The organism is Pseudomonas sp. GL_093, from assembly GCF_057837605.1.
On sequence record NZ_CM174448.1, the window covers coordinates 1912830 to 1927334 of the forward strand.

Annotated in this window: 12 protein-coding genes; 5 read left to right on the forward strand and 7 right to left on the reverse strand. The window is 59.3% G+C overall.

Translation table 11 applies throughout. The annotated features are described in order from the left end of the window. The first annotated feature begins 196 nt into the window (after positions 1 to 196). Positions 197 to 2770 carry an autotransporter family protein gene (locus AC3IUE_RS08670; protein WP_489266768.1) on the forward strand — a complete coding sequence of 858 codons (2574 nt, stop codon included), beginning with the start codon at positions 197 to 199 and terminating at the stop codon, positions 2768 to 2770. 61 nt (positions 2771 to 2831) lie between these two features. Then, the gene (locus AC3IUE_RS08675) at positions 2832 to 3647 is read left to right on the forward strand and encodes an alpha/beta hydrolase (RefSeq protein ID WP_489266770.1); all 816 of its coding nucleotides are present in this window, start codon (positions 2832 to 2834) and stop codon (positions 3645 to 3647) included. Between the two features lie 17 nt (positions 3648 to 3664). Here AC3IUE_RS08675 and AC3IUE_RS08680 read toward each other — a convergent pair whose 3' ends face one another. The 6 genes from AC3IUE_RS08680 to gcl form a co-directional block, all read right to left on the reverse strand. Further along, positions 3665 to 4579, reverse strand: coding sequence for an urea transporter (locus tag AC3IUE_RS08680; protein WP_489266772.1), 915 nt, complete (start codon positions 4577 to 4579; stop codon positions 3665 to 3667). 146 nt (positions 4580 to 4725) lie between these two features. Next, the gene (gene pyk / locus AC3IUE_RS08685; RefSeq protein WP_095127745.1) at positions 4726 to 6141 is read right to left on the reverse strand and encodes a pyruvate kinase; all 1416 of its coding nucleotides are present in this window, start codon (positions 6139 to 6141) and stop codon (positions 4726 to 4728) included. After that, the gene (locus tag AC3IUE_RS08690) at positions 6131 to 7411 is read right to left on the reverse strand and encodes a glycerate kinase type-2 family protein (protein WP_461997458.1); all 1281 of its coding nucleotides are present in this window, start codon (positions 7409 to 7411) and stop codon (positions 6131 to 6133) included. Before AC3IUE_RS08690 ends, pyk begins: the two co-directional genes overlap by 11 nt. 150 nt (positions 7412 to 7561) lie before the next feature. Beyond that, on the reverse strand, positions 7562 to 8455 hold the full coding sequence (locus AC3IUE_RS08695) for a 2-hydroxy-3-oxopropionate reductase (protein WP_489266775.1): 894 nt from the start codon (positions 8453 to 8455) through the stop codon (positions 7562 to 7564). Positions 8456 to 8623: 168 nt separating this feature from the next. Continuing rightward, positions 8624 to 9406, reverse strand: coding sequence for a hydroxypyruvate isomerase (gene hyi / locus AC3IUE_RS08700; RefSeq protein ID WP_046046339.1), 783 nt, complete (start codon positions 9404 to 9406; stop codon positions 8624 to 8626). Between the two features lie 144 nt (positions 9407 to 9550). Beyond that, complete coding sequence (gene gcl, locus AC3IUE_RS08705; RefSeq protein WP_489266777.1) at positions 9551 to 11326, reverse strand: glyoxylate carboligase; 1776 nt, start codon at positions 11324 to 11326, stop codon at positions 9551 to 9553. Positions 11327 to 11592: 266 nt separating this feature from the next. Here gcl and AC3IUE_RS08710 point away from each other — a divergent pair, with 266 nt between their 5' ends. Together AC3IUE_RS08710 and AC3IUE_RS08715 are read left to right on the forward strand one after the other, a co-directional pair. Beyond that, complete coding sequence (locus AC3IUE_RS08710; protein ID WP_008145573.1) at positions 11593 to 12033, forward strand: GlcG/HbpS family heme-binding protein; 441 nt, start codon at positions 11593 to 11595, stop codon at positions 12031 to 12033. A 215-nt stretch (positions 12034 to 12248) separates the two neighbouring features. Then, positions 12249 to 12707 (forward strand): REP-associated tyrosine transposase, encoded by a 459-nt coding sequence (locus AC3IUE_RS08715; protein ID WP_489266780.1) that lies wholly within the window; start codon positions 12249 to 12251, stop codon positions 12705 to 12707. A gap of 113 nt (positions 12708 to 12820) precedes the next feature. On the opposite strand, the gene AC3IUE_RS08720 is transcribed toward AC3IUE_RS08715, so the two are convergent. Beyond that, entirely contained in the window at positions 12821 to 13426 is a 606-nt protein-coding gene (locus AC3IUE_RS08720; RefSeq protein WP_046046335.1) for a TetR/AcrR family transcriptional regulator, read from the reverse strand. Between the two features lie 134 nt (positions 13427 to 13560). On the opposite strand from AC3IUE_RS08720, the gene AC3IUE_RS08725 reads away from it, so the two are divergent. Continuing rightward, the gene (locus AC3IUE_RS08725) at positions 13561 to 14475 is read left to right on the forward strand and encodes a DUF808 domain-containing protein (protein ID WP_056742048.1); all 915 of its coding nucleotides are present in this window, start codon (positions 13561 to 13563) and stop codon (positions 14473 to 14475) included. Positions 14476 to 14505: the final 30 nt, after the last annotated feature.

Sequence of the window (14505 nt, forward strand, 5' to 3'; positions counted from 1 at the left end):
ATCAGAGAAGCCTGGGTGATTGGCGAGGATTGCGCAAGCGGGACGCCAGGTACGCCGTGTTCAGCCGGTTTTAGTCGTTCATGGCTTAAGAAATTGATTATCTCGTCGATATATCGACTTCCCACAGAACAGAACCTTTGTCTCGATGTGCTGCCCAGATTTCAGGCGATGGGTTTCAAAACCACACGGAAGCGATATGGATAGTCAGTTTTTCAAGAAAAGCCTGCTGGCAATGGTTGTCAGCGCTTCGACCGCTCAGGTATTTGCCAGCGAGTACGACCTGGGCCAGGGTTTCAAGGACTGGAGTGGTCAAACCCTCAGTGAAACCTTGACTCTGACCGGGCAACGGACCCGCCAGAGCAACACGGACAAAACGGGTGTCACGTTCTTCCAGAACACCGTCGCGGGCTCACTCATTAACCGGGGCGACTTCAATTTCGACGCTCAAGGCGCGACGGTGACCGGGATCGGACTGGATGTCAGTTTCCGCAACACCAGCGGCAGCAACATTCAGGGTGACTTCATCAATGCCGGCAAGCTTTCTCTTTCCAACGTGAATAACGCTGAGGGAATCGAGATCGCCAATACCACTATCACCGGCAATGTCATCAACGCCGGGACTGTCTCCATCACCCAGGCATCGGGAGCCAATATCTATGGCGAGCCTGAGGGTATCTACCTCCATGGGACCACTATTGGCGGCGATCTGATCAACAGCGGTGTTGTCGATGTGCAGGGTAACTATGCCACGGGGCTGATTCTGGATTCCCATGGCGTGCTTCCCGTGAGCATCGCCGGCAGGCTGCTCAACTCAGGAACGATTCGTGCCACGGGTCAGAACGCCTCCGCTTTTCACGTCGAGACCCAAACCAGCGCGTTGAGGATCGAGAACAGCGGCTCGATCATGAGCGTTGGCAAGAACTCCGAGGCTATCGTGTTTTGGGATGGTTCAGTCGATTATTTGCTCAACACCGGGACTATTGAGGCATCGGGTGCAGACGCCGTTGGCATCAAGCTCAGGGGGGCCACTTTCACGCAAAATGCTGTGTCTGGCGCTCGGGGCATTATCAACGCCGGCAATATCACTGCGGACGGTGTTGCGATCCGGGTCGATGCGGACCAGACATCAGCGTTCGAGATCAACCAGCAAGGTGGCGAAATTCGCAGCAATCATGCGGCGGCCATCGATGGCGCAGGGTTGGCGCAACTGAACTGGACCGGCGGTGCGATCAAGGGCGATCTGCTCAACCTCAATGGGGTGAATGTCGCGGGTCAGGCCAATTACACCGGTAGCAAAATCGATAGCACGGTTTCTGTGACGTCGGGCTCTCTGAATCTGCAAAATCAGGGGGTCGTGATTACCGGTGACCTGAACGTCGGTGCCAACAGTGGCATCGATATGTTGCTTTCGGATCGCGTCACACCCGGTACGCCTTATTTGACGGTGGACGGCAAGGCCACCTTCGCCCAGTCCTCCCAAGTGACATTGAATGCCAAACCAGGTGATTTCACGCCGACCGCTGCCGGCACTCAATACACACTGGTCAAGGCCGGCAGCCTGCAGAACAACGGGTTAAGCGTCACCAGTTCGTCCTCGTTGTTGAACGTCGCCAGCTATACAACCGATGCCCAGACCGTCAACGCTCTGGTCACACTGAAAAGTGACAGTCAGGTGGATGAAGAGCAGGGGAGCATCGGCACCTCCAGCAGCACCCGCGTGATCCTCAATCGCTTCAAGAATGGCCCGCTGGGGCAATTGAACAGTGATGATGCGGTCTTCAAAGCCTTTGCCAGCGCCTCCTCCCAAGAGGAACTGGCAAAGCTCGGTGAGCAACTGGCTCCGGAAGTCAGCGGTGGGGCGGTCAATGCGGCAGTGTCGGGTCAGGCGATGATGAATGGTGCGATCAGCAACCGCGTGTCCGGTCTGCGCTCGGGGCTCTCATCAGGAGATTCGCTGGCAGAAACCGGCGTATGGGTTCAGGGGTTGAGCAGCAATCAGGATCAGGACAGCCGTGATGCAGTCGCCGGTTACTCGGCCAACAGCAGCGGTATTGCGGTCGGGGCAGATGGCAAACTGAATGCCAATTCCACCGTGGGTCTGGCCTATTCGTATCTGAACACTAACGTCACTTCCGACACCGGAAATAAAACCGATGTACAGGGCAGCGCATTGACGCTGTACGGTAGCTGGGATCTGCGCAACTGGTTTGTCGATGGCAGCCTCAGTTACGGGCGCAATGACAATGACAGCAAACGTTATATCGCCGACAGCGTGGCCAAAGCCAGCTACAACAGTGACGCATGGGCTCTGAGCGCCTTGAGCGGTTATACCTTCAAACTCACTGACCAACTGATTGTCGAACCGCGTGTCGCCGCACGTTACACCAATATTCAGCTGGACAGCTTTAATGAGCATGGCTCTTCGGCCGCCCTGCACTCCAATGCCCAGCGCTTCGAAATTGGCGAGCTGGGTGCCGGGTTGCGAATGGCCGCTGACGTGCCATTGTTCAATGGCACCCTTACACCTGAAGCGAGCGTGATGGCTTACCATGACTTCATCGGTGACCAGATCAATCAGACCTCCAGTTTCACCTTGGGAGGCTCGCCTTTCATTGTCTCGGGAGCCAGTCCGGTACGTGATAGTTATGAAGGTCGCTTAGGGGTGAAGTATCAAATTGATGCTCTAACCCTGGGAACCCATTACAGCTATCAAGCGAAGACCGGTTTTAACGCCGACACCTTTACCCTTGAAGCGCGCTACGCTTTTTGATCGACTGGATTGCAACGGTTCGCGCTGGCGGACCGTTGCGTCTGATCAACAGGTTAAAACCATGTTTAAAGCACTGGCCGCCATCGGCTTCGGGTTACTCGGGCTCAGCGGTTGCGCGGGTAAAGTCGATTTGCAGGCGGTAAGCCAAGGCTCTTCGCTTACTCCTGGCACGCTCGATAGTTCACCTTACACACTCATGGCCTTGCTCCCGCCACCAGGGGGCTACAAGCACCTGCGTGTCTACATTGAAGGCGATGGTCGGGCGTGGGCGACACGGTCTCAACCGAGTATCGATCCGACCCCTCGCGTGTCCTTGATGGCGAGACTGGCCGCTGAAGATCGGGGGCCCAGTGCCTATCTGGCGCGCCCTTGTCAGTTCGTGACATCACCGGGCTGCAACACTGATCTGTGGACTTCCGGTCGTTTCAATTCATTGGTCATAGAGAGCATGAACGCGGCCCTTGATCGTCTGAAAAGTCGCTTTGCCGTGGAGCAGTTCGAACTGGTCGGATACTCGGGCGGCGCGGCGATTGCCTTGATCCTTGCGGGTTCTCGTAACGACGTCACTCAGGTGCAAACGATTGCCGGGAATCTCGACCCTGTAAAGTGGGCGAAGCTGATGCAGCTCGCGCCATTCTCGAAGCCGGTGACACCTCTGGAGTTTCGCGACAAGTTGCGTGCGCTGCCGCAGCGTCATTTCATCGGTTTGAATGACAAGGTCGTACCGCCTCAAATGATTCAGGCCTACATCACGCAGCTTCAGGGCAACTGCCTGGAAGTCGTCGAAACCCTCGCCACCCACGATCAGGGATACGATGAAAGTTGGGGCGCGCGGTCGGATCTGCCATTGGCTTGCAAGACTGACCCATTGCGCTGAATGCAGATTCAGCCATTTCAGGCGCCACCCTTGGTTTGGCGCTCAATAGCACAAGGCGCACTGTCGACAGCGGTCTGGCGTAGCACTCGATTACCGGCACGGATCAGCCAGCAGGCGAGGATGAACGGCGCGGTCAGCGTTGGCAGACCGATGGCGGCAAACACCGGCGTCAGCAACAGTGCTGATGCAATACCGACCAGGGGCAGCCAAGGCTTCTGGCGCTGCGAGCTGAAGGCGAGGGCAGCGAGTACGGCGTTATAGCCACCGAGGCCGATCAATGCGGTATAGAAGTCGTGATGCAGCATGCTCCAGCCCATGCCCGCGACAGACGCCAACAACGCCCAGCAGAATGCGCGGCGATCAGCGATCAGCAAACCCACGGCAATCATCGCACCGGCCAGCGGATGACCGAGGAACATCACCTGGCCGAGGCCTTTCAGTGGTGCGGCGAGCATGTTCAGCGTATTGATTTCGATCAAGTGCGCATTTGTCGAGGGCGTGGCGAAGCACAGCAGCAACCAGCCCAGCCCCACGAAGGGCGCCGTATAGGCAGGCAGGTATTGGCTGACCCGGACGCGTTTGAGCCACTGTTGAGTGAACATCGCGCTCAGGCCGCCCGCGGCGATGATCAGCGGCGGCAACATCGCTGACCACGGGAAGTAGAGGCTCAGCAGCAAACCGAGCAAAACACCGTTGTAACTGAAGAGCCCGGCCTGTCGATCGGCCTTGGCATAGCCGCGTCGTTGCGCGGTGAGCAACCCGGCGACACCGCCCAGCAGTGCACCGCCGAGCAGGGCGGGCGCGGTGAAAAGAATGGCCAACAGGCACAGCAGACCGCACAGCGGATGGCGCTGGAGAAAGATCTGGCTGAAGCCGTTGAGCAGGGCAGTGGCCCAGTCGGGGCAGTGGGTGTTGAAGTGGTTGGCAGGCATTTTTTATCTGTGTGTCAAAGGGACCGAGTTGCCTGCATCGCGAGCAGGCTCACTCCCACACTGAATCTTTGTTCAGCTGATGGATGTGTGAACACCACACATCCACTGTGGGAGCGAGCCTGCTCGCGATGGGGCCGGTATGGGCGCTAAATCAGCGTCTCTATGCGCAAAGAGTTAGTCGACCCCGGCTGCCCAAACGGCACACCCGCCGTGATCAATAACGTGTCGCCACGCTTGGCCATGCCCTGCGCCTGGGCAATCTCCAGCGCCGTCGAGCACACCTCATCCACCTGCCGCAGCCGATCGTTGACCACCGAGTGCACGCCCCACGCCACCGTCAACCGGCGAGCGGTTTGCAGGTTCGGCGTCAGGTTGAGGATCGGCACCGTTGGCCGTTCCCGCGCCGCACGCAAACTCGAGGTGCCGGACTCGCTGTAATTCACCAGCACCGCCACCGGCAGCACATTGCTGATGCGACGAATCGCGCAGCTGATCGCATCGGAAACAGTCGCCTCAGCCTTAGGCCGGCTCACATCCAGTTGCGCCTGATAGTCCGGACCATTTTCCACCTGACGAATGATCTTGCTCATCATCTGCACAGCTTCCAGCGGGTACTCGCCGGACGCGGTTTCCGCCGACAGCATCACCGCATCCGCACCTTCGGCCACGGCGTTGGCAACGTCGGTCACCTCGGCACGGGTCGGGGCAGGGGAGAAGCGCATCGACTCCAGCATCTGCGTCGCCACCACCACCGGTTTGCCGAGCTGACGGCAGATGGTGATGATGTTTTTCTGAATCTGCGGCACGCTTTCGGCCGGTACTTCCACGCCCAAGTCACCGCGAGCGACCATGATCGCGTCGCTCAATTCGGCGATCTCGCGCAGTTGAGTCACCGCCGATGGTTTCTCGATCTTGGCCATCAAAAATGCTTTGTCGCCGATCAGATCGCGCGCCTCGCGAATGTCTTCCGGGCGCTGCACAAACGACAGCGCGACCCAGTCCACACCCAGCTCCAGACCGAAGCTCAAATCGCGACGGTCCTTGGCGGTCAGCGGGCTCAGTTCCAGCACCGCTTGCGGCACGTTCACGCCTTTGCGGTCCGAGAGTTCGCCGCCATTGAGCACGGTGGTGTCGATGGCGTCGGAGTACTTTGTCACCACGCGAAGGCGCAGCTTGCCGTCGTCCAGCAGCAGGTCCATGCCCGGCTCGAGTGCGGCGATAATTTCCGGGTGAGGCAGGTTGACCCGGCGTTCATCGCCCGGCGTCGGGTCAAGATCCAGACGCAGCGCCTGACCGCGATGCAGTTGCACCTTGCCCTCGGCGAACTTGCCGACCCGCAGTTTCGGGCCTTGCAGGTCCATCAGAATGCCCAGCGGATAATTCAGCTGGCGCTCGACTTCACGAATCCACTGATAGCGCTGAGCGTGGTCGGCGTGATCGCCATGGCTGAAGTTCAGGCGAAAGATGTTGACCCCGGCCTGCACCAGCTCACGGATGTCGTCGATCCCGTTAGTGGCAGGACCGAGGGTGGCGAGGATTTTAACCTTCTTGTCAGGCGTCATTTTTAGGGCTCTCGAGAATCAGGATGGCACGGAAGTCGTTGACGTTGGTGCGGGTCGGCTCAGTGACGATCAGCGCGTCCAGCGCCTCGAAATAGCCGTAGCCATTGTTGTTGTCCAACTCGTCGCTGGCGCTCAGGCCGAGGGCGGCGGCGCGGGCGTAGCTGTCCGGGGTCATGATTGCGCCGGCGTTGTCTTCGGAGCCATCGATGCCATCGGTGTCGCCGGCCAGCGCGTAGACACCGGGCAGGCCTTTGAGGCTGTCGGTCAGGCTCAGCAGGAATTCGGCGTTGCGTCCGCCACGGCCATTACCGCGGACGGTGACCGTGGTTTCACCGCCCGAGAGGATCACGCAAGGCGCCGCCAATGGTTGACCGTGCAACACGACCTGACGGGCGATACCGGCGTGAACCTTGGCTACTTCGCGGGATTCGCCCTCCAGGTCGCCGAGGATCAGCGGGCTGAAACCGGCCTGACGCGCTTTCACCGCAGCGGCTTCAAGCGACTGTTGTGGACGAGCGATCAGCTGGAAGTGACTGCGCGCCAGGCTCGGATCGCCGGGTTTGACCGTCTCTGATTCCGGGCTCTGTAGCCAGTTGCGCACCGAGGTCGGGACTTCGATGTTGTAGCGCTTGAGGATCGCCAGCGCTTCGGCGGAGGTGCTCGGGTCGGCCACGGTAGGGCCGGAGGCGATGACCGTGGCGAGGTCGCCCGGTACATCCGAAATCGCATAGGTATAAACAGTGGCAGGCCAGCAGGCTTTGCCGAGGCGGCCACCCTTGATCGCCGAGAGGTGCTTGCGTACGCAATTCATCTCGCCGATGGTGGCGCCGGATTTGAGCAGGGCTTTGTTGATCGACTGCTTGTCGGCCAGGGTGATGCCGGCCGCGGGCAACGCCAGCAGGGCAGAGCCACCGCCCGAGAGCAGGAAGATCACGCGGTCGTCTTCGGTCAGATTGCTGACCAGTTCCAATACGCGTTTGGCCACTGCCAGACCGGCAGCATCAGGCACCGGGTGAGCGGCTTCGACCACTTCGATTTTTTCACACGGGGCGCCGTGACCGTAACGTGTCACCACTAAACCTGATACTTCACCCTGCCAGCAACGCTCCACCACTTGAGCCATGGCCGCGGCGGCTTTGCCGGCGCCGATGACGATTACCCGACCGCTGCGATCTTTGGGCAAATGGGCTTCGAGGACTTGCTGCGGATGGGCCGCGTCGATGGCTGTGGCAAACAGCTCGCGCAGGAATTGTTGCGGATTGACCGACATGGCGGGCTCCCGGATTTCTTGTTATTGGGGTTGGAGCAACTCGGATCCTTGTGGGAGCCAGCCTGCTGGCGATTCAGGCGCTGAGGTCTATCAGACACACCGCGTTGATTTCATCGCTAGCAGGCTAGCTCCCACAGGTTCAGGCAGGGCTTACTTGTTATCGCGAATCGAGAAATTCGCCATGTGTTCCAGGCCCTTGATCAGCGCCGAGTGGTCCCAGTTGCTGCCACCGATCGCCGCGCAGGTGCTGAACACTTGCTGGGTGTTGGCGGTGTTCGGCAGGTTGATGCCCAGCTCGCGTGCGCCGGCCAGGGCCAGGTTCAGGTCCTTCTGGTGCAGGCTGATGCGGAAGCCTGGGTCGAAGGTGCCTTTGATCATGCGTTCGCCATGCACTTCGAGGATCTTCGAGGATGCGAAACCGCCCATCAGCGCTTCACGGACCTTGGCTGGATCGGCACCGTTTTTCGAAGCAAACAGCAGGGCTTCGGCCACGGCCTGGATGTTCAGCGCCACGATGATCTGGTTAGCCACTTTGGCGGTTTGACCGTCGCCGTTGCCGCCCACCAACGTGATGTTCTTGCCCATCGCCTGGAACAGCGGCAGAACGCGTTCGAAGGCATCGGCATCGCCGCCGACCATGATGCTCAGGGTCGCGGCCTTGGCGCCGACTTCACCGCCAGACACTGGCGCGTCGAGGTACTGAGCGCCTTTTTCGTTGATTTTGGCAGCGAAGGCTTTGGTGGCGGTTGGCGAGATCGAGCTCATGTCGATCACGACTTTGCCTTTGCCAACACCGGCCGCAATACCGTCGACGCGGAACAGCACGTCTTCGACCTGCGGGGTATCCGGCACCATGACGATGATGAATTCAGCTTCTTGCGCGACTTCTTTCGGGTTCGCCAGGGCGACGGCGCCACCGGCAATCAGGTCAGCAGGTGCAGGGTCGTGGTGTGCCGACAGGAACAGGCTGTGACCGGCTTTCTGCAGGTTCAACGCCATTGGGTGGCCCATGATGCCGGTGCCGATAAATCCGATTTTAGCCATGAGAAAATCCTCTTGTTTTTGTGTTGCTCAAGCAAATAGGGGGCGTAGCTTTTTGTAGGAGTGAGCCTGCTCGCGATAGCGGTATGTCAGGCAACATCAATGTTGAATGTGCTGGCCTCATCGTCGGAACGCCGCCCGGAGCCGGCTCGCTCCTACAGGGGAACTGCGTCAGATTGCGTTGTGGGTTTTGAGCCAGCCCAGACCTGCTTCAGTGGTGGTCAGCGGCTTGTATTCGCAGCCAACCCAACCCTGATAACCGATGCGGTCCAGGTGTTCGAACAGGAAGCGGTAGTTGATCTCACCGGTGCCCGGTTCGTTGCGCCCAGGGTTATCGGCCAACTGGATGTGGTTGATCTCGCCCAGGTGCGCAGCCATGGTGCGGGCCAGGTCGCCCTCCATGATTTGCATGTGGTAGATGTCGTATTGCAGGAACAGGTTGGCGCTGCCGACCTGTTCGCGAATCGACAGGGCTTGCGCGGTGTTGTTCAGGTAGAAACCCGGGATGTCGCGGGTGTTGATCGCTTCCATCACCAGTTTGATACCCGCCGCTTGCAGCTTGTCGGCGGCGTATTTGAGGTTGGCGACGAAGGTTTTTTCCACGGTGGCATCGTCGATGCCTTGTGGACGAATACCGGCCAGGCAGTTGACCTGGGTGTTGCCCAACACTTTCGCGTAAGCAATCGCCAGGTCGACACCGGCGCGGAACTCTTCAACCCGGTCCGGCAGGCACGCGATACCGCGTTCGCCCTTGGCCCAGTCACCGGCCGGCAGGTTGAACAACACTTGGGTCAAGCCATTGGCATCGAGCTTGGCTTTGATCTCGGCAGAGCTGAAATCGTAAGGGAACAGGTATTCGACACCACTGAAGCCGGCCTTGGCGGCAGCTTCAAAACGGGCAAGAAAATCCTGCTCGGTGAACAGCATGGACAGGTTGGCTGCGAAACGCGGCATGGTTGTCTCCCGTTAAAAATAGGTGCCTGTAGCAGCTGCCGAGGCACGAGGCTGCGTTGGGCTGCGAAGCGGCCCCCGACGGCGGTCCTGCGGACACGCAACGCAGCCTCGTGCCTCGGCAGCTGCTACAGGTATCAGGTCAACTTAATCGAGCAACGAAATCGCGGTTGGCGCGTCGTTGCCGACCAGCGCCAGGTCTTCGAATTCGTTGACGGCGTTGATCTCGGTGCCCATGGAAATGTTGGTCACACGCTCCAGAATAATCTCGACGATCACCGGCACCTTGAACTCTTCGATCAGATCCTGAGCCCTGCGCAGGGCAGGCTGGATCTGGCTCGGTTCGAACACACGCAGCGCCTTGCAGCCCAGGCCTTCGGCGACGGCGACGTGGTCGACACCGTAACCGTTGAGTTCCGGAGCGTTCAGGTTGTCGAAGGACAGCTGCACGCAGTAATCCATGTCGAAACCGCGCTGAGCCTGACGAATCAGCCCCAGGTACGAGTTGTTCACCACCACGTGGATGTACGGCAGCTTGAACTGCGCGCCCACCGCCAACTCTTCGATCATGAACTGGAAGTCATAGTCGCCCGACAGCGCCACAACTTTACGGGTCGGATCAGCCTTGACCACGCCCAGCGCTGCAGGAATGGTCCAGCCCAGAGGACCTGCCTGACCGCAGTTGATCCAGTGACGCGGTTTGTAGACGTGCAGGAACTGCGCGCCGGCAATCTGCGACAGACCGATGGTGCTGACGTAGCACGTGTCTTTGCCGAACACCTGGTTCATCTCTTCGTAAACGCGTTGCGGCTTGACCGGCACGTTGTCGAAGTGAGTCTTGCGCTGCAGGCTGGATTTGCGCTGCTGGCAGTCTTGCAGCCAGGCGCTGCGGTTTTTCAGCTTGCCGGCGGCTTGCCATTCGCGAGCGACTTCGATCAACACGGTCAGCGCGGCAGCGGCGTCGGAAACGATGCCCAGGTCCGGGGTGAACACGCGGCCGATCTGAGTGCCTTCAATGTCGACGTGAATGAACTTGCGGCCTTCGGTGTACACGTCGACCGAACCGGTATGACGGTTGGCCCAACGGTTACCGATACCCAGCACCATGTCGGATTTGAGCATGGTCGCGTTGCCGTAGCGGTGCGAAGTCTGCAAGCCAACCATGCCCACCATCAGCGGGTGATCGTCCGGAATGGTGCCCCAGCCCATCAGGGTCGGGACCACCGGGATACCGGTCAGCTCGGCAAACTCCACCAGCAACTCGCTGGCGTCGGCATTGATGATGCCGCCACCGGCCACCAGCAACGGACGCTCGGCCTGGTCGAGCATGGCCAGCGCCTTCTCGATTTGCACGCGGTTAGCGGTTGGCTTGGCCAGCGGCAGTGGTTCGTAGGCGTCGATGTCGAATTCGATTTCAGCCATCTGCACGTCGAACGGCAAATCGATCAGCACCGGGCCTGGACGGCCGGAGCGCATTTCGTAGAAGGCTTTCTGGAACGCGTAAGGCACCTGGCCCGGTTCCATGACGGTGGTTGCCCACTTGGTCACTGGCTTGACGATCGAGGTGATGTCGACAGCCTGGAAGTCTTCCTTGTGCATACGGGCGCGGGGTGCCTGGCCGGTAATGCAAAGAATCGGGATCGAGTCGGCCGAGGCGCTGTAGAGCCCGGTGACCATGTCGGTACCGGCCGGGCCGGAAGTGCCGATGCACACGCCGATATTGCCGGCCTTGGTGCGGGTGTAGCCCTCGGCCATGTGCGAGGCGCCTTCAACGTGGCGAGCAAGGACGTGATCGATGCCACCGACCTTCTGCAAGGCGGAGTACAGCGGGTTGATCGCGGCGCCGGGGATGCCAAAAGCGGTATCAACCCCTTCACGGCGCATCACCAGAACGGCGGCTTCGATTGCTCTCATTTTGCTCATGGTTTTGTGCCTCTTACGTTTTGTAATTGTATACAAGTGGCTTTGCGCAGAGTGTATTCACGGCGGACGGCGCAGGTCAATCCATTTTCTCAAGCGGACGTTTCATTCGTCGGAAGCCCTATCTACTGTGGCTTTTCGTCGCATGTGGCGCTTTTCGAAAATTATTGTATACAAAAAAATAACTCATTGTGTTCTATTTGTTGCATCGGACTTCTGAACACAACGCAGTCCAGCAGCTTTCCCTATAACAAAATGAGGACGGCACCATGAGCGCTTTAACCTTGAAAGTCGCAGTCAACCTGGCCAATCAGGCTATCTCCGCAGGGCGTGCAATCTCGGCGGCTCCATTGACCATCGCAGTACTGGATGCGGGTGGACACTTGGTCACCCTGCAGCGTGAAGACGGCGCCAGCCTGCTGCGCCCGCAGATCGCCATCGGCAAAGCCTGGGGCGCCATCGCCCTGGGCAAAGGCTCACGCCTGCTGGCGCTGGACGCACAACAACGACCGGCGTTTATCGCCGCTTTGAACAGTCTGGGGCAGGGCAGCGTTGTGCCGGCACCGGGCGGTGTATTGATTCGGGATCAGGACGGGAACGTGCTGGGGGCGGTGGGTATCAGCGGGGATCTATCCGATGTTGATGAGCAATGTGCGATCAATGCGATTGAGGCGTTGGGGTTGCGGGCGGATGCGGGGGTGACTGCTTGATTATGTAGTGACCGATCTACCGCCTTCGCGAGCAAGCCCGCTCCCACACTGGTTCGGTGGTGGACACAAATTGTGTGAACACCGCCAACCCACTGTGGGAGCGGGCTTGCTCGCGAAGGCAATCTCCCGGACACATCCAGCTAAAAGTCTGCCGCACCCTCAAGCATTCGCAGGTCTAGCCTTCTCATGAATTCATCGTTAGAGAAGGCAAAGGAATGCCTGAACTGTCAGCTTCGCATCGCCTGCGAATCGGCCGCTATGCCGAGCAAAACAGGATCTATCTCCTGACTGCCAATACCCTGAAGCGGGAGCCGGTTTTCAGGGATTTCACGTTGGGAAGATTGGTCGTACACCAATTCAAACAAGCACAGGACCAAGGGTTTGCCGACTCTTTGGCCTTTGTCGTCATGCCTGATCATTTTCATTGGCTTGTCCAGTTGCAAAAAGGGTCGCTGGGCCAGTTGATGTGCCAGACCAAATCGTTAAGTACTCGAGCAATCAATGCCGCCACTGGCAGGGCAGGCAGTCTTTGGCAGCAGAGCTTTCATGATCATGCGGTGCGGCGAGAGGAAGATTTGGTGAAGTTTGCTCGATACGTTGTCGCCAACCCATTGCGGGCGGGGCTGGTGGAGAAGCTTGGCGACTATTCGCTGTGGGATGCCATTTGGCTTTAGTCTCAGGACCGCGTTGCCCCCTTCGCGAGCAAGCCCGCTCCCACAGGGGATTCGTGAACACCGAAGATCCAATGTGGGAGCGGGCTTGCTCGCGAAGAGGGCGCCGCGGTGTATCAGTCCGGCTCACACCCCTTGAGCACCAACCGGATAATGGTCTGCGCCGCCGCTTCATAGTCGGCCTCATCGAGCTTGGCCTTTCCGGTCACCGCGGAAATCTGCCAGTCGAAGTCGGCATAGGTCTGGGTCGCGGCCCAGATGCTGAACATCAGGTGGTTGGGGTCGATCGGGGCGATCTGGCCGCGGTCGATCCAGGTCTGGATGCAGTCGATGTTGTGCTTGGCCTGGCCGTTGAGCCGTTCAACCAGATCAGCGCTCAGGTGCGGCGCGCCATGCATGATTTCGCTGGCGAACACCTTGGAGGCGAAGGGCAGGTCGCGGGAGATGCGGATTTTCGAGCGGATGTAGCCGCTCAGCACTTCACTGGGCACGCCGTCGGCATTGAACGGTGTCGAGGCCTGCAGAATCGGTTCGATGATGCTTTCCAGGACCTCGCGGTAGAGGTTTTCCTTGGATTTGAAGTAGTAGTAGACGTTGGGCTTGGGCAATCCCGCCTTGGCTGCGATGTCACTGGTTTTGGTCGCAGCGAAGCCCTTGTCGGCAAATTCTTCACTGGCGGCACGCAGGATCAGTTCTTTGTTGCGCTCGCGGATGGTGCTCATAAACCAGGGGGTTCCTTGCCTGTTCTGGCGGTTGCGCATGGTAGCACCGGCCTCGCGCGGCGCTCAAGAATGCCCCGTGCGGTACCCGGCCGCGTTATGCTGCGCGGCATTCATTCAAGAAGGAAACCTGATTCATGGCAGGAAGCAGTTTGCTGTTGCTGATCGACGACATTGCCGCGGTACTCGACGATGTGGCGTTGATGACCAAAATGGCCGCCAAGAAGACTGCTGGCGTGCTCGGCGACGATCTGGCGCTCAATGCCCAACAGGTTTCCGGTGTGCGTGCCGAGCGGGAAATCCCGGTGGTGTGGGCGGTGGCCAAGGGCTCGTTTCTCAACAAGCTGATCCTGGTGCCCTCAGCGTTGGCCATCAGTGCGTTCATTCCCTGGCTGGTCACACCGTTGTTGATGATCGGCGGCGCTTACCTGTGTTTTGAAGGTTTCGAGAAACTGGCCCATAAATTCCTGCACAGCAAGGCGGAAGACCAGGCCGAGCATGCAGAGCTGGTCGAGGCCGTGGCTGATCCGGCGGTCGATCTCGTGGCGTTCGAGCAGGACAAGATCAAAGGCGCCATCCGCACCGACTTCATTCTCTCTGCAGAAATCATCGCAATCACCCTGGGCACCGTGGCGGATGCCTCGCTGACCCAACAAGTCATCGTGCTTTCGGGCATTGCCATCGTCATGACCATCGGTGTGTATGGCCTGGTGGCCGGCATCGTCAAACTCGACGACCTCGGCTTGTGGCTGACCCAGAAGCCTGGACAGATGGCCAAAAGCATTGGCAGCGGGATTCTGCGTGCGGCTCCGTACATGATGAAAAGCCTGTCGGTGATCGGCACGGCGGCTATGTTCCTGGTGGGTGGCGGAATTCTCACCCACGGCGTGCCGGTGGTTCATCACTGGATTGAGAGTGTCAGCGCAGGGGCGGGTGGTGCCGGATTTATCGTGCCGACGTTGCTGAATGCGGTGGCGGGGATTGTGGCGGGGGCGGTGGTGTTGGCGGGTGTGATGGTTGCCGGCAAACTCTGGAAAGCAGTGAAAGGCTAAACCTGTGGGAGCGAGCTTGCTCGCGATATC

Excerpts from the sequence above, each read along its gene's own strand:
- AC3IUE_RS08670 (WP_489266768.1), top strand. The coding sequence starts at position 197 with ATGGATAGTCAGTTTTTCAAGAAAAGCCTGCTGGCAATGGTTGTCAGC.
- AC3IUE_RS08675 (WP_489266770.1), top strand. The coding sequence starts at position 2,832 with ATGTTTAAAGCACTGGCCGCCATCGGCTTCGGGTTACTCGGGCTCAGC.
- AC3IUE_RS08680 (WP_489266772.1), bottom strand. The coding sequence starts at position 4,579 with ATGCCTGCCAACCACTTCAACACCCACTGCCCCGACTGGGCCACTGCC.
- pyk (WP_095127745.1), bottom strand. The coding sequence starts at position 6,141 with ATGACGCCTGACAAGAAGGTTAAAATCCTCGCCACCCTCGGTCCTGCC.
- AC3IUE_RS08690 (WP_461997458.1), bottom strand. The coding sequence starts at position 7,411 with ATGTCGGTCAATCCGCAACAATTCCTGCGCGAGCTGTTTGCCACAGCC.
- AC3IUE_RS08695 (WP_489266775.1), bottom strand. The coding sequence starts at position 8,455 with ATGGCTAAAATCGGATTTATCGGCACCGGCATCATGGGCCACCCAATG.
- hyi (WP_046046339.1), bottom strand. The coding sequence starts at position 9,406 with ATGCCGCGTTTCGCAGCCAACCTGTCCATGCTGTTCACCGAGCAGGAT.
- gcl (WP_489266777.1), bottom strand. The coding sequence starts at position 11,326 with ATGAGCAAAATGAGAGCAATCGAAGCCGCCGTTCTGGTGATGCGCCGT.
- AC3IUE_RS08710 (WP_008145573.1), top strand. The coding sequence starts at position 11,593 with ATGAGCGCTTTAACCTTGAAAGTCGCAGTCAACCTGGCCAATCAGGCT.
- AC3IUE_RS08715 (WP_489266780.1), top strand. The coding sequence starts at position 12,249 with ATGCCTGAACTGTCAGCTTCGCATCGCCTGCGAATCGGCCGCTATGCC.
- AC3IUE_RS08720 (WP_046046335.1), bottom strand. The coding sequence starts at position 13,426 with ATGAGCACCATCCGCGAGCGCAACAAAGAACTGATCCTGCGTGCCGCC.
- AC3IUE_RS08725 (WP_056742048.1), top strand. The coding sequence starts at position 13,561 with ATGGCAGGAAGCAGTTTGCTGTTGCTGATCGACGACATTGCCGCGGTA.